The 23,394-nt window shown below is 71.1% G+C and carries 41 protein-coding genes; 33 read left to right on the top strand and 8 right to left on the bottom strand.

All coding sequences use genetic code 11. The features are described 5' to 3' along the window. Positions 1 to 2: 2 nt before the first annotated feature. The 5 genes from V3C34_RS12230 to V3C34_RS12250 all read right to left on the bottom strand — a co-directional run bounded on the left by V3C34_RS12230 (position 3) and on the right by V3C34_RS12250 (position 2,507). Positions 3 to 428: a hypothetical protein gene (locus V3C34_RS12230; protein ID WP_346007248.1), complete on the bottom strand. Its 426-nt coding sequence runs from the start codon at positions 426 to 428 to the stop codon at positions 3 to 5. 20 nt (positions 429 to 448) lie between these two features. Continuing rightward, positions 449 to 673 (bottom strand): DUF3263 domain-containing protein, encoded by a 225-nt coding sequence (locus V3C34_RS12235; RefSeq protein ID WP_346007249.1) that lies wholly within the window; start codon positions 671 to 673, stop codon positions 449 to 451. Continuing rightward, positions 670 to 1,065, bottom strand: coding sequence for an ImmA/IrrE family metallo-endopeptidase (locus tag V3C34_RS12240; RefSeq protein WP_346007250.1), 396 nt, complete (start codon positions 1,063 to 1,065; stop codon positions 670 to 672). The genes V3C34_RS12235 and V3C34_RS12240 overlap by 4 nt, the downstream gene beginning before the upstream one ends. 204 nt (positions 1,066 to 1,269) lie before the next feature. Further along, positions 1,270 to 1,983, bottom strand: coding sequence for a DUF3800 domain-containing protein (locus tag V3C34_RS12245; protein ID WP_346007251.1), 714 nt, complete (start codon positions 1,981 to 1,983; stop codon positions 1,270 to 1,272). Further along, positions 1,983 to 2,507: a hypothetical protein gene (locus V3C34_RS12250; RefSeq protein WP_346007252.1), complete on the bottom strand. Its 525-nt coding sequence runs from the start codon at positions 2,505 to 2,507 to the stop codon at positions 1,983 to 1,985. Before V3C34_RS12250 ends, V3C34_RS12245 begins: the two co-directional genes overlap by 1 nt. A 269-nt stretch (positions 2,508 to 2,776) precedes the next feature. Between V3C34_RS12250 and V3C34_RS12255 the strand changes: the two genes are divergently transcribed. The 29 genes from V3C34_RS12255 (at position 2,777) to terL (ending at position 18,553) form a co-directional block, all read left to right on the top strand. Continuing rightward, complete coding sequence (locus V3C34_RS12255) at positions 2,777 to 3,034, top strand: helix-turn-helix transcriptional regulator (RefSeq protein WP_345913862.1); 258 nt, start codon at positions 2,777 to 2,779, stop codon at positions 3,032 to 3,034. Continuing rightward, positions 3,034 to 3,231 carry a hypothetical protein gene (locus V3C34_RS12260; RefSeq protein WP_346007253.1) on the top strand — a complete coding sequence of 66 codons (198 nt, stop codon included), beginning with the start codon at positions 3,034 to 3,036 and terminating at the stop codon, positions 3,229 to 3,231. The genes V3C34_RS12255 and V3C34_RS12260 overlap by 1 nt, the downstream gene beginning before the upstream one ends. 77 nt (positions 3,232 to 3,308) lie before the next feature. Beyond that, positions 3,309 to 3,518 carry a hypothetical protein gene (locus V3C34_RS12265; protein ID WP_346007254.1) on the top strand — a complete coding sequence of 70 codons (210 nt, stop codon included), beginning with the start codon at positions 3,309 to 3,311 and terminating at the stop codon, positions 3,516 to 3,518. Then, the gene (locus tag V3C34_RS12270) at positions 3,515 to 4,192 is read left to right on the top strand and encodes a hypothetical protein (RefSeq protein WP_346007255.1); all 678 of its coding nucleotides are present in this window, start codon (positions 3,515 to 3,517) and stop codon (positions 4,190 to 4,192) included. The genes V3C34_RS12265 and V3C34_RS12270 overlap by 4 nt, the downstream gene beginning before the upstream one ends. Before the next feature lies 1 nt (position 4,193). Beyond that, entirely contained in the window at positions 4,194 to 4,613 is a 420-nt protein-coding gene (locus V3C34_RS12275) for a hypothetical protein (RefSeq protein WP_346007256.1), read from the top strand. 1 nt (position 4,614) lies between these two features. Further along, entirely contained in the window at positions 4,615 to 4,737 is a 123-nt protein-coding gene (locus tag V3C34_RS12280) for a hypothetical protein (RefSeq protein WP_346007257.1), read from the top strand. Between the two features lies 1 nt (position 4,738). After that, positions 4,739 to 4,891 carry a hypothetical protein gene (locus V3C34_RS12285; protein ID WP_346007258.1) on the top strand — a complete coding sequence of 51 codons (153 nt, stop codon included), beginning with the start codon at positions 4,739 to 4,741 and terminating at the stop codon, positions 4,889 to 4,891. Next, a complete protein-coding gene (locus V3C34_RS12290) occupies positions 4,888 to 5,019 on the top strand; it encodes a hypothetical protein (RefSeq protein ID WP_346007259.1) in 132 nt (43 codons plus the stop codon). The genes V3C34_RS12285 and V3C34_RS12290 overlap by 4 nt, the downstream gene beginning before the upstream one ends. A gap of 6 nt (positions 5,020 to 5,025) precedes the next feature. After that, positions 5,026 to 5,394 carry a hypothetical protein gene (locus V3C34_RS12295; protein WP_346007260.1) on the top strand — a complete coding sequence of 123 codons (369 nt, stop codon included), beginning with the start codon at positions 5,026 to 5,028 and terminating at the stop codon, positions 5,392 to 5,394. Continuing rightward, on the top strand, positions 5,394 to 6,122 hold the full coding sequence (locus V3C34_RS12300; protein ID WP_346007261.1) for a hypothetical protein: 729 nt from the start codon (positions 5,394 to 5,396) through the stop codon (positions 6,120 to 6,122). Before V3C34_RS12295 ends, V3C34_RS12300 begins: the two co-directional genes overlap by 1 nt. Continuing rightward, positions 6,122 to 6,613 carry an HNH endonuclease gene (locus V3C34_RS12305; protein WP_346007262.1) on the top strand — a complete coding sequence of 164 codons (492 nt, stop codon included), beginning with the start codon at positions 6,122 to 6,124 and terminating at the stop codon, positions 6,611 to 6,613. The genes V3C34_RS12300 and V3C34_RS12305 overlap by 1 nt, the downstream gene beginning before the upstream one ends. A gap of 23 nt (positions 6,614 to 6,636) precedes the next feature. Then, on the top strand, positions 6,637 to 7,290 hold the full coding sequence (locus V3C34_RS12310; protein WP_346007263.1) for a hypothetical protein: 654 nt from the start codon (positions 6,637 to 6,639) through the stop codon (positions 7,288 to 7,290). Between the two features lie 151 nt (positions 7,291 to 7,441). Continuing rightward, the gene (locus V3C34_RS12315; RefSeq protein WP_346007264.1) at positions 7,442 to 7,600 is read left to right on the top strand and encodes a hypothetical protein; all 159 of its coding nucleotides are present in this window, start codon (positions 7,442 to 7,444) and stop codon (positions 7,598 to 7,600) included. Next, a complete protein-coding gene (locus V3C34_RS12320; protein ID WP_346007265.1) occupies positions 7,597 to 7,821 on the top strand; it encodes a hypothetical protein in 225 nt (74 codons plus the stop codon). The genes V3C34_RS12315 and V3C34_RS12320 overlap by 4 nt, the downstream gene beginning before the upstream one ends. Then, on the top strand, positions 7,803 to 8,012 hold the full coding sequence (locus tag V3C34_RS12325) for a hypothetical protein (protein WP_346007266.1): 210 nt from the start codon (positions 7,803 to 7,805) through the stop codon (positions 8,010 to 8,012). The genes V3C34_RS12320 and V3C34_RS12325 overlap by 19 nt, the downstream gene beginning before the upstream one ends. Then, complete coding sequence (locus tag V3C34_RS12330) at positions 8,009 to 8,524, top strand: DUF1508 domain-containing protein (protein ID WP_346007267.1); 516 nt, start codon at positions 8,009 to 8,011, stop codon at positions 8,522 to 8,524. The genes V3C34_RS12325 and V3C34_RS12330 overlap by 4 nt, the downstream gene beginning before the upstream one ends. Next, complete coding sequence (locus tag V3C34_RS12335) at positions 8,521 to 9,075, top strand: crossover junction endodeoxyribonuclease RuvC (protein ID WP_346007268.1); 555 nt, start codon at positions 8,521 to 8,523, stop codon at positions 9,073 to 9,075. Before V3C34_RS12330 ends, V3C34_RS12335 begins: the two co-directional genes overlap by 4 nt. After that, entirely contained in the window at positions 9,072 to 9,359 is a 288-nt protein-coding gene (locus tag V3C34_RS12340; protein WP_346007269.1) for a hypothetical protein, read from the top strand. The genes V3C34_RS12335 and V3C34_RS12340 overlap by 4 nt, the downstream gene beginning before the upstream one ends. Continuing rightward, positions 9,356 to 9,691, top strand: coding sequence for a hypothetical protein (locus V3C34_RS12345; protein WP_346007270.1), 336 nt, complete (start codon positions 9,356 to 9,358; stop codon positions 9,689 to 9,691). The genes V3C34_RS12340 and V3C34_RS12345 overlap by 4 nt, the downstream gene beginning before the upstream one ends. Further along, on the top strand, positions 9,688 to 10,839 hold the full coding sequence (locus V3C34_RS12350) for a hypothetical protein (protein ID WP_346007271.1): 1,152 nt from the start codon (positions 9,688 to 9,690) through the stop codon (positions 10,837 to 10,839). The genes V3C34_RS12345 and V3C34_RS12350 overlap by 4 nt, the downstream gene beginning before the upstream one ends. 106 nt (positions 10,840 to 10,945) lie before the next feature. Next, on the top strand, positions 10,946 to 13,453 hold the full coding sequence (locus tag V3C34_RS12355; RefSeq protein WP_346007272.1) for a bifunctional DNA primase/polymerase: 2,508 nt from the start codon (positions 10,946 to 10,948) through the stop codon (positions 13,451 to 13,453). Next, positions 13,450 to 13,845 carry a hypothetical protein gene (locus V3C34_RS12360; RefSeq protein ID WP_346007273.1) on the top strand — a complete coding sequence of 132 codons (396 nt, stop codon included), beginning with the start codon at positions 13,450 to 13,452 and terminating at the stop codon, positions 13,843 to 13,845. Before V3C34_RS12355 ends, V3C34_RS12360 begins: the two co-directional genes overlap by 4 nt. Positions 13,846 to 13,860: 15 nt before the next feature. Continuing rightward, positions 13,861 to 14,358 (top strand): hypothetical protein, encoded by a 498-nt coding sequence (locus tag V3C34_RS12365; protein WP_346007274.1) that lies wholly within the window; start codon positions 13,861 to 13,863, stop codon positions 14,356 to 14,358. Next, positions 14,345 to 14,668 (top strand): hypothetical protein, encoded by a 324-nt coding sequence (locus tag V3C34_RS12370; protein ID WP_346007275.1) that lies wholly within the window; start codon positions 14,345 to 14,347, stop codon positions 14,666 to 14,668. Before V3C34_RS12365 ends, V3C34_RS12370 begins: the two co-directional genes overlap by 14 nt. A gap of 274 nt (positions 14,669 to 14,942) precedes the next feature. Continuing rightward, on the top strand, positions 14,943 to 15,473 hold the full coding sequence (locus V3C34_RS12375; protein WP_346007276.1) for a hypothetical protein: 531 nt from the start codon (positions 14,943 to 14,945) through the stop codon (positions 15,471 to 15,473). Next, the gene (locus V3C34_RS12380; protein WP_346007277.1) at positions 15,470 to 15,868 is read left to right on the top strand and encodes a hypothetical protein; all 399 of its coding nucleotides are present in this window, start codon (positions 15,470 to 15,472) and stop codon (positions 15,866 to 15,868) included. The genes V3C34_RS12375 and V3C34_RS12380 overlap by 4 nt, the downstream gene beginning before the upstream one ends. A gap of 3 nt (positions 15,869 to 15,871) precedes the next feature. After that, positions 15,872 to 16,675: a hypothetical protein gene (locus V3C34_RS12385; RefSeq protein WP_346007278.1), complete on the top strand. Its 804-nt coding sequence runs from the start codon at positions 15,872 to 15,874 to the stop codon at positions 16,673 to 16,675. A gap of 86 nt (positions 16,676 to 16,761) precedes the next feature. Further along, positions 16,762 to 17,022: a hypothetical protein gene (locus V3C34_RS12390; RefSeq protein WP_346007279.1), complete on the top strand. Its 261-nt coding sequence runs from the start codon at positions 16,762 to 16,764 to the stop codon at positions 17,020 to 17,022. A 22-nt stretch (positions 17,023 to 17,044) separates the two neighbouring features. Beyond that, positions 17,045 to 18,553: a phage terminase large subunit gene (terL, locus tag V3C34_RS12395; RefSeq protein ID WP_346007280.1), complete on the top strand. Its 1,509-nt coding sequence runs from the start codon at positions 17,045 to 17,047 to the stop codon at positions 18,551 to 18,553. On the opposite strand, the gene V3C34_RS12400 is transcribed toward terL, so the two are convergent. After that, the gene (locus V3C34_RS12400; RefSeq protein ID WP_346007281.1) at positions 18,550 to 18,708 is read right to left on the bottom strand and encodes a hypothetical protein; all 159 of its coding nucleotides are present in this window, start codon (positions 18,706 to 18,708) and stop codon (positions 18,550 to 18,552) included. The two genes, terL and V3C34_RS12400, sit on opposite strands and share 4 nt — an antisense overlap. A 50-nt stretch (positions 18,709 to 18,758) precedes the next feature. Here V3C34_RS12400 and V3C34_RS12405 point away from each other — a divergent pair, with 50 nt between their 5' ends. Next, positions 18,759 to 20,294, top strand: a complete 1,536-nt coding sequence (locus tag V3C34_RS12405; protein WP_346007282.1) for a hypothetical protein — start codon at positions 18,759 to 18,761, stop codon at positions 20,292 to 20,294. 5 nt (positions 20,295 to 20,299) lie between these two features. Next, a complete protein-coding gene (locus V3C34_RS12410; protein ID WP_346007283.1) occupies positions 20,300 to 21,364 on the top strand; it encodes a phage minor head protein in 1,065 nt (354 codons plus the stop codon). Here the strand turns inward: V3C34_RS12410 and V3C34_RS12415 are convergent. Next, positions 21,361 to 21,531 carry a hypothetical protein gene (locus V3C34_RS12415; RefSeq protein WP_346007284.1) on the bottom strand — a complete coding sequence of 57 codons (171 nt, stop codon included), beginning with the start codon at positions 21,529 to 21,531 and terminating at the stop codon, positions 21,361 to 21,363. The two genes, V3C34_RS12410 and V3C34_RS12415, sit on opposite strands and share 4 nt — an antisense overlap. Further along, positions 21,521 to 21,712 (bottom strand): hypothetical protein, encoded by a 192-nt coding sequence (locus V3C34_RS12420; protein WP_346007285.1) that lies wholly within the window; start codon positions 21,710 to 21,712, stop codon positions 21,521 to 21,523. The genes V3C34_RS12415 and V3C34_RS12420 overlap by 11 nt, the downstream gene beginning before the upstream one ends. A 35-nt stretch (positions 21,713 to 21,747) precedes the next feature. Here V3C34_RS12420 and V3C34_RS12425 point away from each other — a divergent pair, with 35 nt between their 5' ends. Together V3C34_RS12425 and V3C34_RS12430 are read left to right on the top strand one after the other, a co-directional pair. Beyond that, entirely contained in the window at positions 21,748 to 23,010 is a 1,263-nt protein-coding gene (locus tag V3C34_RS12425; RefSeq protein WP_346007286.1) for a hypothetical protein, read from the top strand. 3 nt (positions 23,011 to 23,013) lie between these two features. After that, on the top strand, positions 23,014 to 23,382 hold the full coding sequence (locus V3C34_RS12430) for a hypothetical protein (RefSeq protein ID WP_345913899.1): 369 nt from the start codon (positions 23,014 to 23,016) through the stop codon (positions 23,380 to 23,382). Positions 23,383 to 23,394 lie beyond the last annotated feature (12 nt).

The raw sequence follows: 23,394 nt of genomic DNA on the forward strand, positions 1-23,394 counted from the left end.
GGTCACGCCCTGTCGATGAACGTGATCTGCAGGCCGTCGTCCGGGTGGTAGGTCCAGCGCGCCTCGATGTCGTCCCACTCGTCGGTCTGTTGCCCATCGAGGGCTCGGGTGCTGTTGATGTGCTGGGCGATGTACTCCGGCGCGTCGAGCTCCGTCAACATGCATGAGACATCTTCGATCTCGTCGTGCACCTTGCCGTTTCCTTCGTCGTTCCCCTTGGTGTCGAGGGTCAGGGAGGTCCCTTCGTCTGTAGTGATGTGCCCGCGCATGCACGCGTTGGCCGCGAGCTGCACCCGCTGCATGGCCGCTTGCGTCGTGGTGCTGCTCGTCGAGGTGCTGCTCGTCGAGGTGCTCGTCTCCGTCGGCGTGCTCGGCGCGATGCCGCACCCGCCCAACCCCAGCGCGGCCCCCACCAATGCCGCAGTCACGGCCACTCCCCTGACACGCTTCATGCTGCCCGCCTCACCCTCGAGTCCCTGAGCCGCCGCAGCCTTGCGACGGTCACCGGATCGTACTGATAGGCCGCCGGCTCCGACAGGAGACGGTTCACGACCTGCACCGCCCGCGTCTCCGACAAGCCCACCTCCCGGTAGGCGTTCACCCGCCAATCCCGCTCGTGATCGTGCGGCCACCGCCGCCACACCTCGAGCAGCTGCTCCTCGAGCTCGCTCATGCGCCTACCTCCAGCTCGTTGATCCGGCGCACGATGATGGCCCGCTCTGCCGGGTGTAGATGCCGAGCATCCAGTCGGTGCCGCAGCACCCGCGGAGTGACGAAGAGCTCGTCCGCTGCAGCCTCGATATCGCCGCGGGCCCAGACAAGGGCGTCCGCCAAACCGTGAGGGTCGGGCAGGAGCCACCGCGCGGCCGCGGCGCGCACCGCGGCCTCGACCGGCTCCGGCTGACATCCTTCGTGGCCGCGGTCGTGATGCTCGAGCTCGTGCGCGAGGACGCACCGGCGCTCGACCTGCAGGAGGTCGGCCCGGATCCAGATGCGGTCGCCCTCACTCGCACCGAGCATCGGCTCGGGCAGGTCGTCACGCCAAGAGACGACGACGTGCGTCAAGTCCCGGAGGCGACGCCACGGATGTGGGAAGTGCATGAGCGGGATGCTGGCACCCAGCGGTGACAGCGCCCTGGAAGGTGACACGCCGAAGGTTGCCGAGTGTCGGTGATCGCTCCTATAGTCGTCAACACGTGAGGGTGCCCACTCCCGATCGTCCAGCCTCACCCCCGGAAGCCTTCTTGGCTACCGGGGGTGCTGTGCGTCTCAGGGGAGCCAAACTGGTTTCGCAGCAAGGTGGCGGTGAGCGATGACCGACCAGAGGTCTGCGGTGGCCGCCGCAGATTGGGGCGTGCTGACGTGATCGTGATGGCGCAGGTAGATGAAGGCGACGAGGTCCACAGCTTGGATCAGTCGGGAGTCCTTCGACGCCGCGAAGTGGACGGTGTCGACGATGCTCGTGATCTTGCGACTCCTCCAGCCCCAGGTCCCTGTCGTCCTGAACTTCCGAAGATCGGCCCGCACCGCCGCCTCGCGGCCACACTCGTCTGCGATGCAGAGCATCTTCTCCCCGCGCGACAGGCAGTGCTCGTCCAGCTCTTCGAAGAGGAACGCCATGACCGCCGTGTGCTCGTCGAACCCGCGGCCCTCGTAGCGCGCCTCGAAGCGTTCACGGTTGAGCCCACGGACGTAGAAGCCTTCGATGTGCTCCGCTATGGCCGCGAGCGCCTCCCTGTAGACCTCGATCCTCGCCCGCACTTCGGTCCGCAGCGACTTCCAGTCGCCCTTTCCCTGCATGAGCTCATGGCCGTGGAGCTCGGCCCGGGGGGACAGCTCGATGTGCTTCCAGGACTTGGCGATCATCAGCGCGTCCAGGGCGTCTGATAGCTGGGTCGCCCCGTCATCACCGACGATCATCCCGACGACGTAGTAGTTGCCCCCTGACTTCGGGGCGGTCTCGTCGATGTAGGCGAGCAGCACTACGCGTCGTCGTCTCGCTCAGCGGCCTGCTGCGTGATGTGCTCGACGGACTCCCCGTCGGCGTCCTCCTGCCGGCGCCGCAGCTCTGCGAGTTGGTCCTTCGTTGGGGCCCCGCTCCCCGGGGCCTGTGTGGTGGCGGCGGAACGGTCATCGTTCCCCACGTCCTCTCGAGCATCGACGATCGACCGCACCATCGCGGCGACTGCCCTCTGAACGCCCTCATCGAGATGACGAGTCCCGGCCGGCAACATCAGTCCGAGCGTCGACTCATCACGCTGGACGTCCAGACCGAACGAGCACGCGAACGCGAGAACCACGAGCCGCTCGGGGACGTCGAGTCCCTCCGCGAGCGCTTGGATCGTCTCGGCCCTCTTCGGCCACTCCTTGGGCGGGGTGGTCGCGAGGTTCGCGATGGTCTGGAACTTGATGTGCAGGCCAGCACGCGCCGCGCGCTCGGCCATCTCCCGGTAGGAGAGGCCGGAGTCGCGGCGTTGTCGCTCGATGAGCTCGCTGATTGTGGGCACGCCAGAACTGTCCGTCCTGGACTGCCGATCCTCAACCACGCCCGCCAACCTTCCGTCTACCACCACATGACACGCCGACAGTAGTCCCGCGTCTACTAGTTCGTCGGCACAAATCCCGCGTGTTTACAGGCCCTAAGGAACCACATCGCTGTCATTTGCTTGACAACCGTCTAGCAGTAGACGCATGATCGTCCCGTACTACTTGACAGATAACCGTCTAGCAAGGGACAGTGATGACACGCAGAAACCGATGGCCGAAGGGGGCCTACATGAAGCTCAAGAGCGCGGACACCCTCCGCGCACTCATGGAGCAGGACCAGTTCAGCCTGGCGCGACTGGCCCGCTACGCCGGCTGCTCCAAGGGATTCATCTCCCACCTCCTCTCCGGCCGACGCTCCTCCTGCACCACGGAGCTCGGCGACAAGATCGCGGAGGCCCTCGGGGTCCCCACGACGGTCCTTTTCGAGGTCCGCGTGTCCCCCAGCAGCGGGTCGATCGACAACCAGCAGATGCGGAGGGCGTCCTGATGAGCGCCCGGAAGCCACTGGCGACCGCGGACGAGCTCGCGGAGGTCCTGGCTGAGTCCCTCACCACGGTCCGCAGGAACACCCGCCGCGGTGAGTACAAGGCCTTCGCCGTGAACCTCGGCACCGACCAGCGCCCGAAGTGGCGCTACGACCTCCAACGCCTCGAGCGGTGGCTCGACCTCCGCCGCTCCGCCTGACCCACCCAGAACAGCCGGAGACCCGGCCCAACCGCCAAGTCAGAACCGGGTCTCACGAACCAAAGGAAGTGTCTCAGATGAGCACCACCATCACCACGAACTCGGCATTCGCCAAGGACCCGATCGGCGGCGAGCCCACGGAACGCGTCTCGTCCGTCGAGGGCTTCTGCATCCTCCACGGGGTCCCCCACGTGGACGTGATCTTCCCGCCGGACCGCTTCAACACGCGGCCGCGCACCGCCCGGGTGCCCCTGTCCAGCCTCGCCGTCGTGGCGGTGGCCCGATGAAGGCCCAGGGCGCCGACACCACCGAGTGCTTGCTCGTCGACGAGCGCGCCAACCGTGTCCACGACCTGACCAACTGCCACGACATCCGCCACAACGGACTCGACTGCCCCACCTGCGACGGCGTGAAGATCGCCTGCCGCACCCACCAGACCTCCTCCACGGCAGCTACCGCTCCCCCGCTGGCCACCGTGGAGGCCGGGACGACGAGCGGGGGTAGCAGCCGGACTTCCCCCCACGGCTCCCCCCGCTCGGACGTCAACCCCGAAGACCGCGTCACCCTCAACGCGCCCTTCACCATCGAGCAGACCATCACCCGCGACGACATCCACCTCGTCACCGTCCGCCTCACCGACGACGCCGCACGGCAACTCGCCCGCGACCTCACCCGCCGCCACATGGCCGACCTCGTCCTCCTCGCCCGCCTGCAGACGATGATCCGCCGCCCCCACGCGAGCGCCGAGACCGTCGAGACCCACCACCGCGTCATGGACCGCATCGCGGGCGCCCTGGCCGCGCACGCCACCACCGCGTGGGAACTCACCCTCCCCCAGGCCGAGCAGCTCCTCGAAGACCTCGAGTCCGCCGCCAGCGAACCGGAGATCTGCATCGTCGGGACCTGCACGAGCTACGCCGACGCCGGGTCATACTGCGGCCCCCACGCGGACGGGGTCTGACATGCGACCCGCCAACCGCACCCGCGCCACCCTCACCCTCGCGGTCGCCGCGCTCCTCGCCTGCTCACCCGCTGCAGCCCACGCCCCCACCGCCGCCGTGACGCACGGCCCGGACCGGCCCGACACGTGGGTCAACGAGGGCGCCGTCCTCGACACCACCCGGGTAACGCTCCTGGCCGACGAGGACCGGGACCCGTCCCCCATGGACCTCGCCCGCGCCTACGCCGACCAGCGCGACTGGACCTGCGTGGCCCCCAGCGCCGCGGAGCTCGACGACACGTTCCTCGTCGTGCCCGTCCACCCCCTCGACGGCCTGCCCTACGGCGCGGCCGTCCGGGAGGCCGGCCTCAACGACGCCCTCGACGGGCGGGGCCGGTTCATCGTCCTCCTCGGCTGCGACGCCCCGAAGGGCGGGAAGTGACATGGCCGCGCTCGTCGTCGTCGTCGCCTACGCGTTCATGGGCGCCGTCGCTCTCGCCTTCCACCACACCCACCCCGCCGGCCAGACGTGCGGCTGGTCCGGGTGCCAGGCCAAGGAGGCGTGACGTGGACGCGTACTTCGACCCCGAGACCTACGACCCCGAGATCCCGTGCCGCTCCTGCGGCCGACACCAGGGCGAGTGCGACGGCCCCCCGGCCCGCTGCTGCGAGGCGTGCGAGCACTGGACCCCGCTCCCGCTGCCCGGAGAGGCCGCGTGATGGACCCCGTGCAGATCTGGGCGGCCCTCGCCGCGGCGCTCCTCGTGGCCTACGCCGTGATCGCTGAACGCCACGGCTGGCTCAACGACCCCACCACCTCCGACGACACCGACGACGACAAGGACTGAGAACCGATGACCACCACCGACCACACCGCAACCCCCGCCACCCTCGAGGAGCTCCTCGCGCCCCTGGCCGAGGACCTCGCCAACGCCCAGGCCGACGAGAAGAAGGCCAAGCAGCGCGCCGACGAGATCAAGGCCGAGATGCGGGCCCTGCTCGCCAACGAGGGGCCGGGCACCTACGCCGCCGGCCGCGAGACCGTGCGCGTGTCCATCGCCCACACCCTCGACGCCAAGGCCGTCGCGCGGGACTACCCCTCCGAGGCGTTCCCGTTCCTGTACAAGCTCGCGCCGGACACCAAGCTCGTGCGGGCGCACCTCGACGAGGCGCAGATCGAGCGGTACCTCGTCGCCGGCGAGCCCCGGATCGGGCTGGCGTGATGGACACCCACGCCGACCTGCGGGCCGTCGTCGAGCACGCCGTGAACCACGACCCCCGCACCCTGCAGACCGACCTCGGCCCCTCCGAGCTCGGCGTCGGCTGCGACCGGTGCCTCGCGCACATGCTCGCCGGGCACCTGCGCCGAGAGAACGGCCTGCCGTGGCTCCCCACGATCGGGAACGCCGTCCACGACTGGCTCGAGACGACCGTGCTGCAGCACCTCATGCGCACCGGCACCGACCGGTACCTGCCCGAAGCGACAGTCACCGTCGGGCAGCTGCGCGGGCGGCCCGTCACCGGCCACACCGACCTGTTCGACACCCACACCGGGACCGTCGTCGACTACAAGATCGTCGGCGCCACCACGTTGAAGAAGGTCAAGACCGGCCCGACCGTCACGTACCGCAACCAGGTCCACATGTACGGCCGCGGGCTGGCCGCCGCTGGGTTCCCCGTCGCACACGTAGCGATCTGGTTCCTCCCGCGCAACGCGCTGACGATCGACGCCGGCCGGTACTGGACCGAGCCCTACGACGAGCAGATCGCCCTGGCCGCACTGGCCCGCGCCAACGCAATCGCTGCCGGCGTGGACGCCCTCGGCGTCGACGCGGTCCTCGCCCAGATGCCGCCGCACACCGGCACGGAGTTCACGTGCACAAGCTGGTCGGGCGAGCAGCTCACCCCCAGCACGCCACCCTCAGCGGCCGACTTCCTGGGGGTGCCGTGATGGCACGCCCAAAAGGCTCGGGGGTCACCCCGCCGGTGCAGCGCTTCTGGACCAAGGTCACCGGCCGTGACATCGACACGTGCTGGATGTGGCAAGGCGCCAAGAACGGCGGCGGCTACGGACGGTTCTTCCTGCGCGTCGGGGTGTACGTCGCCGCCCACCGCTTTGCCTACGAGCACCTCCGCTGCGAGATCCCCGCTGGGCTCGAACTCGACCACTTGTGCCGCACGCCTGCGTGCGTGAATCCGTGGCACCTCGAGCCCGTGACCAGCCTCGTCAACCTCCGTCGAGCCGGAGCGGCCATCACCCACTGCGCCCATGGCCACGAGTTCACAGCCGACAACACCGTCCTTCGCCCTGACGGTCGGCGGCGCTGCCGCACCTGCCGCAGCCGAACCGGACGAGCAACCCCACGCCCCACCGCGTGGCCCAACGACTCCTCGACTGCACCCGCGGCCGAGGTCACAGCCGCCGACTTCCTCGGCGTCTAACCAACCAGTTCAGGAGTTCCATCATGACCGCAGCACCTCAGTCCGCAGACGCCTTCCTCCTCGGTGGCGGCGGCAAGTCCGCGTCGTTCGAGAACATCGGCGACTCCATCACCGGGACCGTCGTGTCCACCGAGGTCCGCCAGCAGACGGACCTCGCCGGCAACCCGCGCACGTGGGACGACGGCAACCCGATCATGCAGCTCGTCGTGAAGTTGCAGACTTCACACCGCGAGGACCAGGACGACGACGGCATCCGCGCCGTCTACGTCAAGGGCAGCAAGAAGACCGGGTCCCGGTCCCTGCACGACGCCGTCGCCACGGCCGTGCGGTCCTCCGGCGCGAAGAGCCTCGAGCAGGGCGGCACGCTGACCGTCACCCACGACGGCACGGAGCCGTCGGCGACCCGGGGCTTCAGCGACCGGAAGCTCTACACGGCCACCTACGTGGCGCCGGACCACGCCGCCCAGGCGGGCGACTTCCTCGGAACGGCCCCGGCCCCCGTGGCTGCGGCTGCGCCGGTCGCACAGCCGGTCCAGCAGCCGGCGCCCGCCGCCGTGCCGGCCCCCGTCGCCCAGCCCACCCCGGCGCCCGCACCCGCGGGCACGGCCAACCCCACCCCCGAACAGCTCGCCGCCTTCCAGCAATACATGGCCAGCCAGCAGCAGCCGGGGGCCTGACCGGACCGTCCCCCATCACCACGCGTGGTGGGGGCGCGGCCCAGCCAGGAACACCCCCTCGAGCACCCGGACCCCACGACGGTGCAGGACACGACACCCGCCCCGGGTCCGGGGCACACCACCCATCCACCTACCGAAGGAGACGACCGAGATGCACCACCCCACACCGCCCAGCGTCGAAGCCGAGCCGAAGAGCACCACGCGCACGCTCGTCGCTGGCGCGGTCGCCACGGCCGCGGGGATGGCAGCAGCCACGACCTTCCTCGCGATCGTCGGCGTCGCGGCGCGCGCCCTCGGGATCCTCCAGTGAGCGCCAAACGCATGGTCAACGCGCTGCACGACATCGCCCGCTCCGTCGGCAAGACCCGCACCGACCGTCCCTGCGCGTGCTGGTCCGGGCCCACCACCCTCCACGAGGGCCACTGCTGCATCGCCGACGCCCCCGACGACGTCGTCACCTTCGAAGGCCTGCCGTGCGGCCACGGCGCCGAAGCGAAGGCGATGCACGACGCGTGGAAGGCATCCCAGTGACCCGCCACGAGATCCCCGCCACCGGCCTGCAGCCCGGCGACATCGTCCGCTCTCCCGCCGGGCGCCTCTGGCGCGTCGCCACCGTCACCCGCGGCATCGTCCACGCCGTCGAGCTCGAGACGGGCGTCAAGGCCCACCACGACGCCGACACCCTCACCATCCACGAACGCCACCCCGGAGGACCCCGATGAGCACCCCGACCAGCCACGTCAGCTACTACCACAACCCCGAGGCGGGGGGCGTCCCCGTGCTGACCATCGACGGCGTCGATGTCACCCACGCGATGGAGGCCGGCTTCTCGATCCACGTGCCCGACCCAGGCGCCCCCGCCAGCCTCCGCGTCCGCATCGCCGCCGACGAGTTCACCTTCGACGGCGACGCAACGGTCACCGTGAACGTGCCGGAGGCCGTGCGCGCTGCACTCGTCGCCGCCGGGTGGAACCCTCCCGGGGGCGGCGACCGGCACGGGCTGCGCCTCGAGCTCGCGCCAAGTGCGGCCCGGGAGGTCGACAACGGCGACGGCACCGTCACCGTCCAGCCCTCCACCTGCGCCTTCCATCCTCACTTCCTGCGCCTGGTCGGCCGCAACGGCGAGACCGTCATGCACTCCGAGAACTACGCATCGCGCTCCAACGCCCGCCGCGCCGCCAAGTCCCTCGCCGCGAAGCTCGGGATCGCCGTCGTCCGCGAGATGACGGCATGACCATGATCATCGGCATCGACCCGTCCCTGACCGGCACTGGCCTCGCGCTGCTCGACACCGACGACCACCTCGTCATCCCCACCGAGACCCTGACCAGCACCGGGAAGGTCACCGCCAGCACCGACGAGCGCCTCGAGCGGATCCTCACCATCGTCGAGACCGTCATCTACAAGGCCGTCGAGCACAAGAGCGACCTTGCCGTCATCGAAGCGCCCGCCTTCTCTCGCAACAACGCCGGCACCTGGGACCGCGCCGGGCTCTGGTGGCTCCTCGTCAGCCGCCTCGCCGAAGCGCGCATCGAAACCACCACCATCCCCCCGACGACCCGCGCGAAGTACGCCACCGGCCGCGGCAACGCCGGCAAGGACGAAGTCCTCCTCGCCGTCGCCAAGCGCTACCCACACGTCGACGTCCGCGACAACAACCAAGCGGACGCGCTCGTGCTCGCCGCGATCGGCGCCCACCTCGCCGGGCACCCCATCGACGACCTGCCCAAGACCCACCTCGACGCCCTCGCCAAGGTGGCCCGACCAGCCGGGGTGGCGGCATGACCCTCGCGCTGTTCACCCCCACCCCACACGAGGGCGACACCCTCGCCCTCCCCGGCGGCGCGACCGTCCCCGCCCGCATGGTCGACGCCGTCCCCTCCACCGGCGAAACCATCGTCGTGCTCGGTATCGCTCCCGCACCCGCCGGTGCACCCGCAGGCACCACCGGCGGGTCGCTGTACGGCGTCGTCACCATCGACGAACTCGGCATCATCACCGGCCACACCCTCGACGAGCTCCTGCCCTGCCCCTACCAGGCAGGCGACCGGATCGAGGTCGTGGCATGAGCCCCCACGCCTGCGCCCTCCCCGAGAAGTGCGGCCGCCCCCAGGACGGCCCCGGCCACCCCCGCAAGGGCTGGCTCAACGTCAAAGTCGCCGGCATCGCCGGCTCCACCTGGTGGTGCTCCCCCACATGCCTCGCCGCGAACCTCACCCACGGCGACACACTCCGCGTCGACGTCGCCACCTGCCCGACCTGCATCAACCGCCACGACCGCGCACACCGCTGCCCCGCCTGCGGCACCACCCCCCACATCACCGCACCCGTCGTCCCCGCGCGCCGCCTATACCAGCGCGCCCACGACGCCATCACCGCCGGAGAGGACGCCCGAGCATGAGCACCCGACACCGCGCCGAATGCGACTGCGGGTGGACCGGCACCTACACCAGCCCCGCCAAGGCCGCCTACGCCCTCCGCCGCCACTCCTGCGACGCCCACCGCGCACGCCAAGACCGCGCCGCACGCGTCGCAGCACGCAAGGCAGCATCCGGCCCCGCCCGCGACTGCACCCACCTCGACGAGCACGGACAGCCCCGCCACCAGCACGGCGACCGCAACGCCTACGTCATCGACCGCTGCAGGTGCCGCTCCTGCCGCGACGCCGCCAGCACCTACGAACGACGCCGCGCCAAGGACCGCGCCTACGGCCGCGACGCCTACATCGACGCCGCCCCCGTGCGCGCCCACGTCCAGCAGCTGCAGGCCCAAGGCATGGGCTGGAAGCGCGTCGCCGACGCCGCCGGCCTCGAACGCTCCGTCGTGTGGAAGCTCATCTACGGCGACCCCACCCGTGGCCTCGCCCCCACCAAACGCGTCATGCCCAAGACCCGCGACGCGATCCTCGCCGTCACCCTCGACCTCGCGCCCGGACGCATCATCGACGGCACCGGCACCCGACGCCGCCTCCAAGCACTCGTCGCCATCGGCTGGTCCATGGGCGAGCTCGCCCGGCGCCTGGACATCCGCCCGTCGAACATCGGCGCCACCATCCACGGCCACCGCGAAGTCACCGTCGCCACCGCCACCCGCGCCCGCGACCTGTACGACGCTCTGTGGGACACCCCCGCGCCCCCGTCGGGTCGGCACGGATCCGTGCCCACGCGGGCACGCGCCTACGCGGACCGGATGGGATGGGTCCCGCCGCTGGCGTGGGACGACGAGACCATCGACGACCCCACCGCGACCCCCTTCCGCGACGACCGCGACGCACGCGACCGCATGTCCGGCCGCGGCACCGGCGCCACCAACGCCGACGCCCTCCGCGACTGCGCCATCGACTGGGGCCTGACCATCCAGCAGACCGCCGACAGGCTCCGCGTCAACCGCGCCAACGTCGACACAGCCCTCAAACGCCTCGACACCAACCTCGCCGGCCAGCTGCGCGCCGCGTTCCACCGCAACGCCATCGCCCAAGGCCACGACCAGCCCACCCGCGACGGACTACCGCCCCGCGTGCGTGATCGAGGCCGCAGGAGCGCTGCATGAGACACGCGCTGCAGTGCCTCCCCGACTGCGACGGCTGGCCCTGCACCTGCCCCTGCCACGACGACCCGCCCATCCCCGAGCACGACAAGGACCAGGAGTGACCAGCGTGACCACCCCCCAGCGCGACCCGCAGCCCGGCCCCTACGCCGCGGCGGCGCTGCGCTACCACGCCGCCGGCTGGTCCCCCCTGCCCCTGCCCGCCCACGCCAAGGGCCCCGTCCCGAAGGGCTGGACCGGCCGCGACGGCGCGTGGCCGTCCGGCGCCGACGTGTGGGCGTGGACCGAAGACCACCCCGACGGCAACGTCGCCCTGCGCCTGCCCCCGGACGTGCTCGGCGTCGACGTCGACGCCTACGACCCCAAGCCCGGCGGCCTCATGCTCGCCCAGCTCGAGGCGCAGCTCGGGCCCCTCCCCGCGACGTGGCGCTCCACCTCCCGCGACGACGGCACCTCCGGCATCCGCCTCTACCGCATCCCCACCGGGCTGCTGTGGCCCGGCGTGCTCGGGCCCGGCATCGAAACCATCCGCCACGCCCACCGCTACACCGTCGCCTGGCCGTCCATTCACCCCGACACCGGCGGCACCTACCGGTGGATCACCCCCGACGGCGCCACCAGCCTCGACGGCATCCCCAACCCCAACGACCTGCCCGACCTCCCCGACGCATGGATCGAGCACTTCACCCGCGGCGAAGCGACCGAACAGGCCCGCGCCGGCCTCGACCAGCACACCTCCAGCGCGTGGCTGACCGCCCGCGGCGCCGGCCCCACCTGCCGGCGCGTCCAAGACGCCCTCGCCCGCGCCATGAGCGACCTGACGACCGGCGCCAGCCGCCACGACGCGGCCCTCGCCGCGACCAACCGCCTCGTGTGGCTCGCCGGCGACGGGCACCCCGGCGTCACCCTCGCGCTGCAGCAGCTCGGCGCCACGTTCGTCGCGGCCACCGCGGGCGATCGCGGGCCGGGCGTCGCGGAGGAGGAATGGGACCGGATGATCCTCGGCGCGGTGGACCTGGCCGCCGCCGCGCACCCGCAGGCCCAGCCCGACCCGTGCACCGACCCCTTCGCCGGACTCATCCCGCCCGGCACCCGACCAGACCAGGAGCGACCATGCCCACCGCCCGGCCCTACGGCGACCACCCCGCCTCCTGCCCCAACGACGAGCACGTCCTCAACACCTGCGCCTACTGCGTCGGCTCCGGCATCGTCGTCGACTACGACGGCGAGCGGCCCTGCAGCAGCTGTGACGGCCGTGGGCACGTCCACCGACCCTGCCCCCACCCCGGCGCCGACAGACGCTGCCAGCACTGACGACCTCGAGGCGGAGCGGACCACCTGGTGGCCCCGCACCCTCGCCACCGCCCTCGGCGACACCGACCCCGAACCGCCCCCCACCCACCTGCACCGCAGCGACGGGCACGCCGCGTTCTACGCCGGCCGCGTCAACGGCCTCATCGGCCCCTCCGAGTCCGGCAAGACCTGGGTCGCGCTCCACGCCGTCCACCAAGCCCTCACTGCCGGGCAGCACGTCACCTACCTCGACTTCGAGGACTCCGAGCGGGGCATCGTCGGCCGACTCCTCGCCCTCGGCGTCACCCCCGAGCAGCTCCTCGCCGGCCTCGCGTACATCGGCCCCGACGAGCCCTTCCACCCGCTCCTGCCCACCGGGCAAGACCTGCGCGAGCACCTCCAGCAGCACGCCCCCCACCTCGTCGTCCTCGACGGGTTCAACGCCGCCATGACCATCCAGGGCTGGGACCTCAACTCCAACAAGGACGCCACGGCGTTCATGCAGCAGATCGTCAAGCCCCTGGCCCGCGACGACGCGACCGTCGTCTACGTCGACCACGTCGCCAAGGACACGGAATCCACCGCCAAAGGCGGAATCGGCGCCCAGGCAAAGCGAGCAATGACCACCGGCTGCACCCTGCGCGTGGACGCGATCAAACCCTTCGGCAAAGGCCAAGACGGCAAACTCCGCATTCACGTGGATAAGGACCGCCAAGGTGACGTACGCGGCATTAGCGCACCCGGGAAGACCACCCATTGGTTCGGTGACTTCACCCTCACCCACGCCGGTGACGGGGCCGTGCTGGCCAAGCTCGACGCTCCCGACGGGTTCGACCCGCAGAACCCCGCCACCCCCGCCGCGTTCCGCCCCACCGTCTACATGAGCCGAGTCAGTGCATGGCTGCAGGATCACCCCGACTCGGGACGCAACGAGATCCTCGAGGCCGTCACCGGCAAGGCCATGCACGTCAAGACCGCGCTGCGGCTCCTCGTCGAAGAGGGCTGGATCGACGTCACCAAGGGACCCAACAACAAGTCCCTCCACAGCGTCGCTACCCCCTTCAACGAGCTCCTTCCACCCCCCACCGACAAGTGGGGTCCCGGTGGGGTCCAAGTGGGGTCCGGGACCCCGGTGGAATCGGGTGGGGTCCCTGGGGTCCCCGACCGGGACGTAGTCCCGTCGTCCCAGGACCTCACCGACCAGTCCGACGAGCCAGCCGAGAACAGTAAGGTCCCGGGCCCCCACTCACCGCTTACCGCCGAGCGGGTCGTCGCCGGCCAACGCGTCCGCGTCAACCTCCACACCGGGGAGGTCGACCCGTGACCGCCCCCTGGCAGCGGGTGCGCGAGCACCTCATCAACGACGGCGTGATGACCGAGCAGAACGTCACCCGCACCCCCAAGCCCCGCCACTGCCTTCACTGCGGGCGCGCCGTCATCGCCGCGATCACCGACCTCGGCTTCGAGGTCGCCGTCGAACCCACACCCACCACACCCCTCGGCGAGCTGCACGTCCTCCTAGCCGGCGGCGCGACCTACACCCTCCTGCCCTGGGGAGAAATGGTCCACCGCGACAAGCGCCGCATCACCCACCGCGACGCAAACAACGAGCGCGTCCACGCACAACACCAATGCGGTAATGCCCCACCCGAAATCAATCCGCTATTCCCCGCCAAAAGAATCCACATCGAATTCCCCGACCAGCCGCCATTCTGAGAAAGCGAGAGCGAAATGCCGAAACGCCCCACCGACCCCTTCCACGACCCCACCATCTGCCCTTGGTGCCCCGACGCGGCCGCCGCCACGACCCCGGCGGCACCCATCGACACCAGCCAGGACGACCCACCCATGAACCACACCGACCGCGCCGCCGAGGCCTTCACCTTCGAGGAGAAGCCCACCGAGGCGACGGAACACTCGCACGCGGGCCGAAGCGTCAAGGCCTCGTGCACCCGGTGCGACTACTGGGTCATGACGTGGCTGCCCGATGGCTACCCGAGCGACCTCATCGTCCGCGACCACGCCGCGCAGCACGAGCCCGGCCGAGCCCTCGACATCGACGTCGACTGGGTCCCGCGCGCCAACTGCTCCGTCTGCGAGGACGGCATCGGGCTCATCGAGGTCGATGCCGATGGAGACCTCGCGTGCGCCGCGTGCCGGACGTACTGGTCGATTGAGGGCAAGGGCGGCACCCTCCGCGAAGGGGGCGTGTCCGATGCAGACGTCTGAGGAGTTCGCCGCCCTCATTACCGACTTCAGCGTGCACTCCCCCGAGCGAGCCAGCGACCTCATCCGCGCCCGGGACGCCGAGGTGCGGGCCGAGACGCTGGCAGGGTTCACCGAGGAGCGCGGGTTCCGCGACGACCGTGGCCGGGACCACGCACTGCCTCCCGGCCACGAGCCGGAGGACGTGCCCCAAGTCTTCACGCGCACCCGCCGCCTCGTCGGCCCGTGGGAGCCCGACCCCCGCACCCCCGAGCAGCGCTCCGACGACGCCGTCGACACCCTGCGGGAACGCCTCAGCGGTGAGCGGTCGTGAAGCGCCCCGCCTGCGATCGCCTCGACCGCGAGCTCGCCGTCCTCAACGCCATGCCCCACATCACCAAAGCCGACCGGCGCCAACGGATCCGCGACCACGCCAGGTGGCACCGCACCTGCCCACACGACTACGACCCCGGCCACCTCCCCCGCGAACCAGAGAGGCCAACCCCATGACCACCCCCACCCCATGCGCCCGCTGCGGCCAAGAACACCCCGCCTGCACCGCCCACACCAGCGCCGGCCGGCCCTGCAAGAAACGCGCAGTCACCGGCATGACCGTGTGCGGCACCCACGGTGGCCGCGCACCCCAAGCCATCAAGAAGCGCGACGAGCGCCAGCAGGAAGCACAGGCCCGCGCCGACGCGCAACGGTTCGCCGCCCGCACGGACATCCACCCCGCGGACGCGCTCCTCGAGCTCGTCCACTACCAGGCCGGGATCGTCACGTACTGGCGCGCCCGGGTCGAAGACGTCACCGACGACGACCTCGTGTGGGGCGTCACGAAGCACGAGGACGGGTTCGGCGCCGAGGGCCCCATCGACAAGAAGACCCGCGAGGCCGGCCCGCACGTCGCGTACCGGCTCCTCACCGAAGCCCAGGACAAGCTCGCCGCCTACGCTGCCGCCGCGTTGAAGGCCGGCATCGACGAGCGGCGCGTGCGCATCGCGGAGTCCCAGGGCGCCGCGATCGCCGGCGCGATCCGCGCGATCCTCGACGCCCTGAACCTCACGCCCGAGCAGGCCGAGCTCGTGCCGCAGGTCGTGCCTGCGCAGCTGCGGCTCCTCGCAGGAGACGCGTCATGACCGGCCGCCCGCCGCTCACGCCCCGCCGTTGGCTCGCCGGGCTCATCGAGATCACCGCCAGCACCCTCGAGCACGTCGGCTACCTGTTCGCGTGGGTCGGCGACGGCGCCCAGGCGATCGCGGACCACCTCGACCCCACACCCACCATCGAGACCGAGCCCGAGGTGGCCCAGACCTTCGACGTCAACAACCCCGACCGAGCGTCGACGGCGGGGTGGGCGCGCGTCGTCGACGGCGACCACGTCCACTACGTCCCCCTCGACGACACCATCGATCACGACCGATCCGACGACTGCCCCTGCGGGCCCGCCCTGCGCTGCCAGCAGACCGGCCGCGGCGACATCTGGCACATCGCCCACCACCGCCTCACCCCCACCCCGACCGAAGGAGCCTGACCCGTGACCTCCACCCGCCCACCCATGCTCGCCGCCGACCACATCCGCGAACTGATCCGCACCCACACCACCACCAGCGTCGTCACCCGACCGGTCATGCGACCCATCCCCTCAACCGGCAACCCCCGCCTCTACCCACGTTGGGAGCCGACCGGCGCCACCCGCCAGGAACTGCACCATGTCACCGAGCCCCCGCTCCTCGAGCAGCTCGCCGGCGTCACCGGCACCACCCGCCTCTCCGACACCGACGCCGCCAAGGGAGGATTCGCGTCCAAGCCCGCCGCCCACCTCGGCGCCACCGACGCCCTCACCCGCATCGACCGCCAAGCACGCGCCCTCGCCGACGACCACGGCGTCGACAACACCGGCCCCCTCCCCGGCGTCCTGTCCCGTCTGTCCGGCGCTCTCGGCCACGAACCTCACCGCCGCGTCCGCTCCTGGTGGGCCACCGCGCGCCTCCTCACCCAGCACGACACCCCCGCCTACCGCCCCCACGGCGTGCCGTGCCCCCAGTGCTGGGACACCGACACCCTCCGCATCCGCATCGACGACGAGCTCGCCACCTGCACCGGCTGCGGCGAGACGTGGGACCGCACCGGCGAACCTGACCACGGCAGCCTGGACGTGCTGGGGCAGCACGTGGCGTGGTGCGCTGAGCACGAGGTCACGAAGGCCCGCCACTGGGACATCGACGAGCAGGGCTACCCGACGGAGTGCGTCGAGTGTCTGGCGTTCCGGGTGGCGTGGGCGGAGTGGCGACTCGCCCACGCGGCCGGTGTGGACGTGGCCGCGCGGGCGAGTGCATAATGGGCTCAGCGATTCGTCATGCCCTCGTGCAGGCCGGGTCGCTTTCGTCATGCCCGAGTATCGGTGGCGCGCTCTACGATCAAGGCATGGCCATCCACGTGCACATCCTTTGCGGCGGCAAGATCGCTGTCGGCGAGCAGGCTCTCACCATCGAACAAGCGCAGGCGCTCCCGATGGGCGATCTGGACGCATGGCCGGATGTCGTCCCCTACGACATTGACGGGCCTGCCAAGGCGCGCACCTCGCCGTGGATTGTCATCACTCAGAAGGTGGGCGGCGCGATCACGCTGCGGCGGGACTCCATCGATGCCTTCTGGGTCGCTGAGCCGAGGAAGCCCCGGCCCTGACCTTCTCGAAGGTGGTGGCCCCATGACCACCACCGACAGCGCGTTCGAGTTCGCGGCCCGCTACTTCGAGCCACCCACCCGCGCCTGGGCCACCCCCGGCGACCTCGCCCAACACCTCGACCCCCGCACCGTCCAAACACCCGCGCTCGACCTCATCGACACCGAGCTCGCGCGGCTCCTCGACACCCCCGACGGCCGACTCATCATCACCATGCCCCCACAGGAGGGCAAGAGCACCCGCGCCGCCGGCGACTTCCCCGTCTGGGCCCTCACCCAGAACCCCGACCTGCGGATCGTCACCGCCTCCTACGCGCAGTCCCTCGCCAACCGCAACGGCCGCGCCATCCGCCGCCGCATCACCGAACACCCCGACCTCGGCCTCACCATCGCGCCCGACAACGGCGCCGTCAGCGACTGGACCCTCGACGGCCACACCGGCGGCGTCCTCTCGGTAGGCATCGGCTCCGGCCTCACCGGCCGGCCCGCTGACCTCATGGTCATCGACGATCCCATCAGCAACCGCGAGCAGGCTGACTCGAAGGTCTACCGCGACCGGGCCTGGGACTGGTGGACTGACGTCGCGTCCACTCGCCTCGCGCCCGGGGCGCCCGTCGTCCTCATCCTGACCCGCTGGCATCATGACGACCTCGCTGGCCGGCTCCTCGCCGCCGAAGACGGACACCTGTGGCGCGTGGTGAACATTCCCGCGCAGTGCGTCGACCCTGCGACCGACCCCCTCGATCGTGAGCTCGACGAGTTCATGGCCTCAGCCCGTGGCCGCACCCTCGCGCAGTGGGCCGCGGTCAAGGTCCGCGTCGGCTCCCGCACCTGGGCGTCGCTGTACCAAGGCAACCCGACGCCCGACGAGGGCAACCTCTTCCCCGTCGACGCGTGGGCCCGCTACGAGCTGCCGCTGTGGGTCGAACGCGAGGACGGGTCCCGGATCGTGCCCGAGGTCGGTCGCGACCCGAACCTCGAGCTCGTGCAGTCGTGGGACTTCACGTTCAAGGACACCAAGGCCAGCGACTACGTCGTCGGTCAGGTCTGGCTCCGCCGCGGCGTCCACGCGTACCTCCTTGACCAGGTCCGTCGCCGGGCTGGCTTCACCGAGTCCGTGCAGATGATGCTCGACCTGTCCGCGCGGTGGCCGCAGGCGATCGCGAAGCTCGTGGAGGACAAGGCCAACGGGCCCGCCATCTTGAACGCGCTCCGCTCGCGGGTCGGTGGCCTCATCCCCGTCGAGCCCGAAGGGTCCAAGTACGCCCGCGCCGCCGCGGTCACCCCGTTCGTGGAGTCGAAGAACGTGGTCCTGCCCGACCCGCTCAAGGTCGAGGGCACCGCGTGGGTCACCACCCTGACGGAGGAAGCGCGGGAGTTTCCGGCCGGCGCGAACGACGACACGGTGGACGGGATGTCGCAGGCCGTGCACCGGCTGCTCCTCGTCCCCCTCCTGGGTGACGGTGACGTGCACGACTGGACGGAGCTCCTCGACGACGAGGACGACGCCCTGCCTTGGGCGGCTTCGTACTAGTTGCGGCGCTGGCGGGGCTGTCCGAACAGGGCGCCCACCACACCGAGCAGGCACACGACGAACCCGACGCTCTGCTCGGGACCGTCGAGCATGCGGCCGCCGATCCACAACACGACGCCGATGAGCACGACCAACAGCCAGTGAGTGCGCGTCATGTCATTCATGCGCCCCATCCAACCAGCACCACCCAGGCGAAGGGGGCGACGTGACCGACACCGTGACCCTCCCCCGCCACGAGCTCGCCCAACTCGAGCACCTCGTCGAGTCCCTCGAAGAGGCCGCCCTCGACGCGCAACGCCTCCTGTCCGCCGAGGACCGCGGCTGGGCGAAGCTCACCGCCGGCGACGGCACAGACGTCATCGACCGCGCGTCGATCATGCAGGTCGCCGCCGTCGCCCGCATCAACGTGGCCGCCGACCCCCTCATCAAGCGCGGCGTGAACCTGCGCATCGCGTACCTCGGATCCCCATCCGTGTCCGCGCCCAGCTCAGATGACGGGCAGGACCTCAACGCCGTCGTCCAGGCCTTCTGGGACGACCCGGAGAACGCGGAAACCTTCACCAGCGTGCAGGCCTGCGCCGAACGTGAGCGCGCCCGCAACACCGACGGCAACACGTTCCACGCGCTGCCGACCGACCCCCGCACCGGACGCGTGCGGGTGCGGGTCATCCCCCCGTCGCAGGTCACCGACATCATCACCGACCCGGAGGACGCGGCCACGCCGTGGCTGTACAAGCGGCAGTACACGGCCAAGCGCGTCACGCAGAACGCGCTCGGCACCACGAGCACCGTGACGGAGTCGCGGACCGTGTACTACCCCGACGTGAACTTCCGCCCAGCCACCCGCGCCCGGACGATCGACGGGCACCCCGTCGAATGGGACAAGCCCGTCGTCCACACCGCCGTCAACCGCCCGAGCGAGTCCCGGTGGGGCATCCCCGACGTCCTCGCCGCGCTGCCCTGGGCCGCCGGGTACAAGGACTTCCTGCAGGACTGGGCGAAGCTCCACAAGGCCCTCGCGACCGTCGCGTTCCGTGCGACCGCGAAGATACGCCGTGGGGCCGCGCAGGTCCGCGAGAAGTTCGCGAGCGTCCCCACCGACGGGCAAGGTGTCGGCCAGGTCGCAGTCACCGGCGAGGGCCAGACGTTCGAGGCCGTGTCCAAGTCCGGCGCGACCATCGACGCCGGCTCGAGCAAGCCCCTGGCCGGGATGGTCGCCGCCGCTCTCGACCTGCCCGTCACCATGCTCCTGTCCGACCCGGGCGTCACCGGTGCCCGCGCCACCGCGGAGACCCTCGACCGGCCCCTCGAACTGGAGCGGCAGCTGCGCCGCGCCGTCGACTCCGACCTGATCCGCACCGTCCTCGGGCACGTCATCCGCGAAGCCGTCCGCGCACCCGGCGGCCCCCTTCGCGGCACGATCCTGCGTGACCCCGGCTCCCAGCGAGAGGTCATCGACCTGGCGGGCGACCAGCAGCACGACATCACCGTGGACTGGCCGTCATTGGAGAAGGTCGACGTCAAGACCGTCATGGAGTCCCTGGAGATCGCCGACGGCCTCGACGTTGTCGACCCCCTGACGATCGCGCGGCTCGTGCTCGTCGCGCTCGGCGTCGACGACATCGACGGGGAGCTCGACGCGGTCAAGGACGACAACGGGAACTTCGTGCCTCCGTCCTCCCGTACCGCCGTGGCCGCGCAGGACCCGGGCTATGACGGCGCCGGCAACCCCCAGGGTTGATCTTCGTGGCAATCAACGAGGAGACCCTCGTCCTGCTCGACGGGATGCGCACCGGTGTCGGCACGCACGTCGACCAGGTCACCCAAGACCTCACCCTCGCGTGGTCGAGGGCGTGGAACGAGGTCGCCGCTGAGTGGGAGGCCGCCATCGCGGACCTCGTCGCCGCCAGCAAGGATGGGAAGTGGCCGCCCGCATCGAAGGTGCGCCGTGCTCGTCGGGCGCTGCGTGCTCGCGACGCGACACGTGAGCTCCTCAAGGACCTGCAGGGCCTCGTGCCGGTGCGGGTGGTGCAGGACGTGGACGCGCTCCTCGAGGACGTCACGGAGTGGCAGCGCCGCCTGACCGCAAGCCAGTTCCCGCCGCAGGCTGGCGGGACCGCGGTGGTGGCGTCGGGGTTCGACCTGGTCGACAAGGACGCGATCCGCGCGATCGTGGACCGCACCTCGAAGGATGTCGTCGCGCGGTCGCGGCCGCTGTCCGCACAGGCCGACGCCGCGATGCGCTCCTCCCTCGTCAAGGGCGTCGCCGTCGGTGACCACCCCGAGACCGCGGCCCGGGAGATGGTGGCCCGCGTGCAGGGCGCGTTCGACGGCGGGCTGCAGCGGGCGAAGGTCATCGCTCGTACCGAGCTGCTCGACGCGCACCGTGCAGCGTCCCGCGCCCAGCAGGACCGCCTCGCCGGTCAGGGCGTTGTCACCGGCTGGCAGTGGATCGCGACCCTCGACCAGCGCACGTGCCCGTCCTGCCTGTCGATGCACGGCACGCAGCACCCACCGACCGTGGCCGGCCCCCTGGACCACCAGCAAGGCAGGTGCGACCGGCTCCCGGTCGCAGCGTCGTGGAAGGACTTGGGCTTCCCGGACCTCGAGGAGCCCGAGCCGATCCTGCCGGACGCGCGGGTGTGGTTCGACGGGCTCCCGCAGTCGCAGCGCGTGCAGATCATGGGCGCGCAGCGTCTGGCGCTCCTGGACTCTGGGCAGGTCGGGTGGGCGGATCTGGCGAAGCGCCGCGACACCGACGGGTGGCGGCCGAGCATCGTGCCGACCCCGGTGCGGGACCTCGCGTCCTAGACCCACCCGCCGAGCTCGCGCGGGCCGAGCACGACCAGCGCTCCGCAGCGGGCACACTCCTGCTCGACATAGCCACCGTCGCGGGCGGCGACACCTTGGACGGTCCTCCAGGCGTGCTCGATGCACTCACCCGGGCCAGCCCCTTCGTTGCGGTCGTCAGCGCCCACGCAGCAGCCGCCACACCAGGCCCGCTGCGCACGCGATCGCAAGCAGCAGGAACGCGGCGCCGACGTTGTCCTGGCCTGCAGCTACTGCGACGGCACGCAGCACCCAGAACCCGAGGATCAGCAGCAGCCAGGTCCGCGCCGACCAACCATCCCGCTGGGCGGGTTCCTCTTCGACAGTCATGCCCAACACGATCCCACGCCGAGGAGGCGACCGCCATGCCCAAGCGCATCACCGAGGCGTCCACCCTGACCGTCACCGAGTCCCCCACCCCCGGACGCATCAGCCTGCAACTGATCGACGCAGGCTGGGGCTCCTCGGGCTACTACTCCCCCCAGGTCCTCGAGAACGCCGCCAACGAGCAGGTCTTCCCCGCCGGCACCCACATCTTCTTCGACCACCCCTCCGAGTCCGAGCGCCACGACCGCCCCGAGCGGTCCGTGCGCGACCTCGCCGCGGTCCTCGACGAGGACGCCACCTACGCCGACGGCGCGCTCGTCGCCGAAGCCAAGGTCATCGGCCCCTACCGCGACCTCATCACCGACCCGGTGTTCATGGAGTCCGTCGGCATGAGCATCCGCGCCGCCGCCGACACGACCGTCGGTGAGGCTGAGGGCCGCAAGGGCACGATCGTCACGCAGCTCATCGAGGGCGTGTCCGTGGACCTCGTGACCCGCGCCGGCCGCGGCGGGCGGATCCTCGCCGCTGTCGAGTCCGCTCGCGCGCAGGTCCGCGAGGCCCGCGCCAACGACACCCGCGACGCGCTGCACGGCGCCGTCAAGGTCGCCCACGGCGGCGACGAAACGTGGACGTGGGTCCGCGACTTCGACCCCGACGCCGGCCTCGTCTACTTCGAGGTCGAGGACGACGAGCAGATGCACACCTACCAGCAGCCCTACGAGCTCACCGACGACGGCACCGCGTCCCTGACCGGTCAGCCCGTCGAGGTGCGCGTCTCCACCAGCTACGTGCCCGTGGGCGCCGACAACGGCGCCCCCACAGATGTCCCGGCACCCGCCGGACAGTCCACAGCCACCGAATCTGAGGAGATGAACATGGCTACCACCCAGATCGAGGAGTCGCAGCTCGCGGCCCTCCGTCAGGACGCCGAGCGGGTGCCCACGCTCGAGTCCGAGCGCGACACCGCCACCGCCCGCGCCCAGGCCGCCGAGGCCCGCGTCGCCGCGTTCGAGCGCCGCGAGGCCATCGACCGCGTCGTCAACAGCGTCGAGGGACACGACACCCTCAACGCGCTCGAGCGTCGCGGCATCACCGCCGACGCACTCCAGGCCGACGAGCTCGACGAGGACGCCCTGCGTACCGCCGTCGAGTCCGCCGTCGCCGACCGCGCCGCCGCCCAGGGCGCCGGCCGCATCACCGGCTTCGGCGCCACCGTCATCGACACCGACACCAGCAAGGTCGTGGAGTCCGCGGACGACGCCGTCGCCGCAGCCTTCGGCCGCACCATCAAGGAGGCCTGAGCCATGCGCAACGAGTACATGCGCCCCGCGACCGAGCTGTCCCTCCCGGTCGTCGCCGGCACCAAGTCCGGCGACCCGGTCCGTGTCGGCGCCGTCAACGGCGTCGCTGCCACCAACATCGGCGAGGGCGGCAACGCCGCTGGCAACGCGTCCGTCGTCACCGACGCCCGCTCCTACACGTACGAGGTCGGCGGCGCCATCGCCGGCCCGTTCACCCCGGTCTACCTGACCGCACGCGCCGGCGCGACCGCCCCGGTGCTGTCCACCACCGGAACCGGCGCACCGTGGGGCTACACCGTCCCCAAGGTCGGCGAGACCGGCCAGCGCGCCGGGACCTCCGGCGTCGCCGTCGTTCGTCCGGCTCAGGTCTGAGGAGGCCACCCA

Source organism: Janibacter terrae (assembly GCF_039636765.1).
GTDB lineage: Bacteria > Actinomycetota > Actinomycetes > Actinomycetales > Dermatophilaceae > Janibacter > Janibacter terrae.

Bases quoted from the DNA above. Each gene is read 5' to 3' on its own strand.
- V3C34_RS12235 (WP_346007249.1), bottom strand. From the start codon at position 673: ATGAGCGAGCTCGAGGAGCAGCTGCTCGAGGTGTGGCGGCGGTGGCCG.
- V3C34_RS12255 (WP_345913862.1), top strand. From the start codon at position 2,777: ATGAAGCTCAAGAGCGCGGACACCCTCCGCGCACTCATGGAGCAGGAC.
- V3C34_RS12260 (WP_346007253.1), top strand. From the start codon at position 3,034: ATGAGCGCCCGGAAGCCACTGGCGACCGCGGACGAGCTCGCGGAGGTC.
- V3C34_RS12265 (WP_346007254.1), top strand. From the start codon at position 3,309: ATGAGCACCACCATCACCACGAACTCGGCATTCGCCAAGGACCCGATC.
- V3C34_RS12270 (WP_346007255.1), top strand. From the start codon at position 3,515: ATGAAGGCCCAGGGCGCCGACACCACCGAGTGCTTGCTCGTCGACGAG.
- V3C34_RS12275 (WP_346007256.1), top strand. From the start codon at position 4,194: ATGCGACCCGCCAACCGCACCCGCGCCACCCTCACCCTCGCGGTCGCC.
- V3C34_RS12280 (WP_346007257.1), top strand. From the start codon at position 4,615: ATGGCCGCGCTCGTCGTCGTCGTCGCCTACGCGTTCATGGGCGCCGTC.
- V3C34_RS12295 (WP_346007260.1), top strand. From the start codon at position 5,026: ATGACCACCACCGACCACACCGCAACCCCCGCCACCCTCGAGGAGCTC.
- V3C34_RS12300 (WP_346007261.1), top strand. From the start codon at position 5,394: ATGGACACCCACGCCGACCTGCGGGCCGTCGTCGAGCACGCCGTGAAC.
- V3C34_RS12305 (WP_346007262.1), top strand. From the start codon at position 6,122: ATGGCACGCCCAAAAGGCTCGGGGGTCACCCCGCCGGTGCAGCGCTTC.
- V3C34_RS12310 (WP_346007263.1), top strand. From the start codon at position 6,637: ATGACCGCAGCACCTCAGTCCGCAGACGCCTTCCTCCTCGGTGGCGGC.
- V3C34_RS12315 (WP_346007264.1), top strand. From the start codon at position 7,442: ATGCACCACCCCACACCGCCCAGCGTCGAAGCCGAGCCGAAGAGCACC.
- V3C34_RS12330 (WP_346007267.1), top strand. From the start codon at position 8,009: ATGAGCACCCCGACCAGCCACGTCAGCTACTACCACAACCCCGAGGCG.
- V3C34_RS12335 (WP_346007268.1), top strand. From the start codon at position 8,521: ATGACCATGATCATCGGCATCGACCCGTCCCTGACCGGCACTGGCCTC.
- V3C34_RS12340 (WP_346007269.1), top strand. From the start codon at position 9,072: ATGACCCTCGCGCTGTTCACCCCCACCCCACACGAGGGCGACACCCTC.
- V3C34_RS12345 (WP_346007270.1), top strand. From the start codon at position 9,356: ATGAGCCCCCACGCCTGCGCCCTCCCCGAGAAGTGCGGCCGCCCCCAG.
- V3C34_RS12350 (WP_346007271.1), top strand. From the start codon at position 9,688: ATGAGCACCCGACACCGCGCCGAATGCGACTGCGGGTGGACCGGCACC.
- V3C34_RS12365 (WP_346007274.1), top strand. From the start codon at position 13,861: ATGCCGAAACGCCCCACCGACCCCTTCCACGACCCCACCATCTGCCCT.
- V3C34_RS12370 (WP_346007275.1), top strand. From the start codon at position 14,345: ATGCAGACGTCTGAGGAGTTCGCCGCCCTCATTACCGACTTCAGCGTG.
- V3C34_RS12375 (WP_346007276.1), top strand. From the start codon at position 14,943: ATGACCGTGTGCGGCACCCACGGTGGCCGCGCACCCCAAGCCATCAAG.
- V3C34_RS12380 (WP_346007277.1), top strand. From the start codon at position 15,470: ATGACCGGCCGCCCGCCGCTCACGCCCCGCCGTTGGCTCGCCGGGCTC.
- V3C34_RS12390 (WP_346007279.1), top strand. From the start codon at position 16,762: ATGGCCATCCACGTGCACATCCTTTGCGGCGGCAAGATCGCTGTCGGC.
- terL (WP_346007280.1), top strand. From the start codon at position 17,045: ATGACCACCACCGACAGCGCGTTCGAGTTCGCGGCCCGCTACTTCGAG.
- V3C34_RS12400 (WP_346007281.1), bottom strand. From the start codon at position 18,708: ATGACGCGCACTCACTGGCTGTTGGTCGTGCTCATCGGCGTCGTGTTG.
- V3C34_RS12420 (WP_346007285.1), bottom strand. From the start codon at position 21,712: ATGACTGTCGAAGAGGAACCCGCCCAGCGGGATGGTTGGTCGGCGCGG.
- V3C34_RS12425 (WP_346007286.1), top strand. From the start codon at position 21,748: ATGCCCAAGCGCATCACCGAGGCGTCCACCCTGACCGTCACCGAGTCC.
- V3C34_RS12430 (WP_345913899.1), top strand. From the start codon at position 23,014: ATGCGCAACGAGTACATGCGCCCCGCGACCGAGCTGTCCCTCCCGGTC.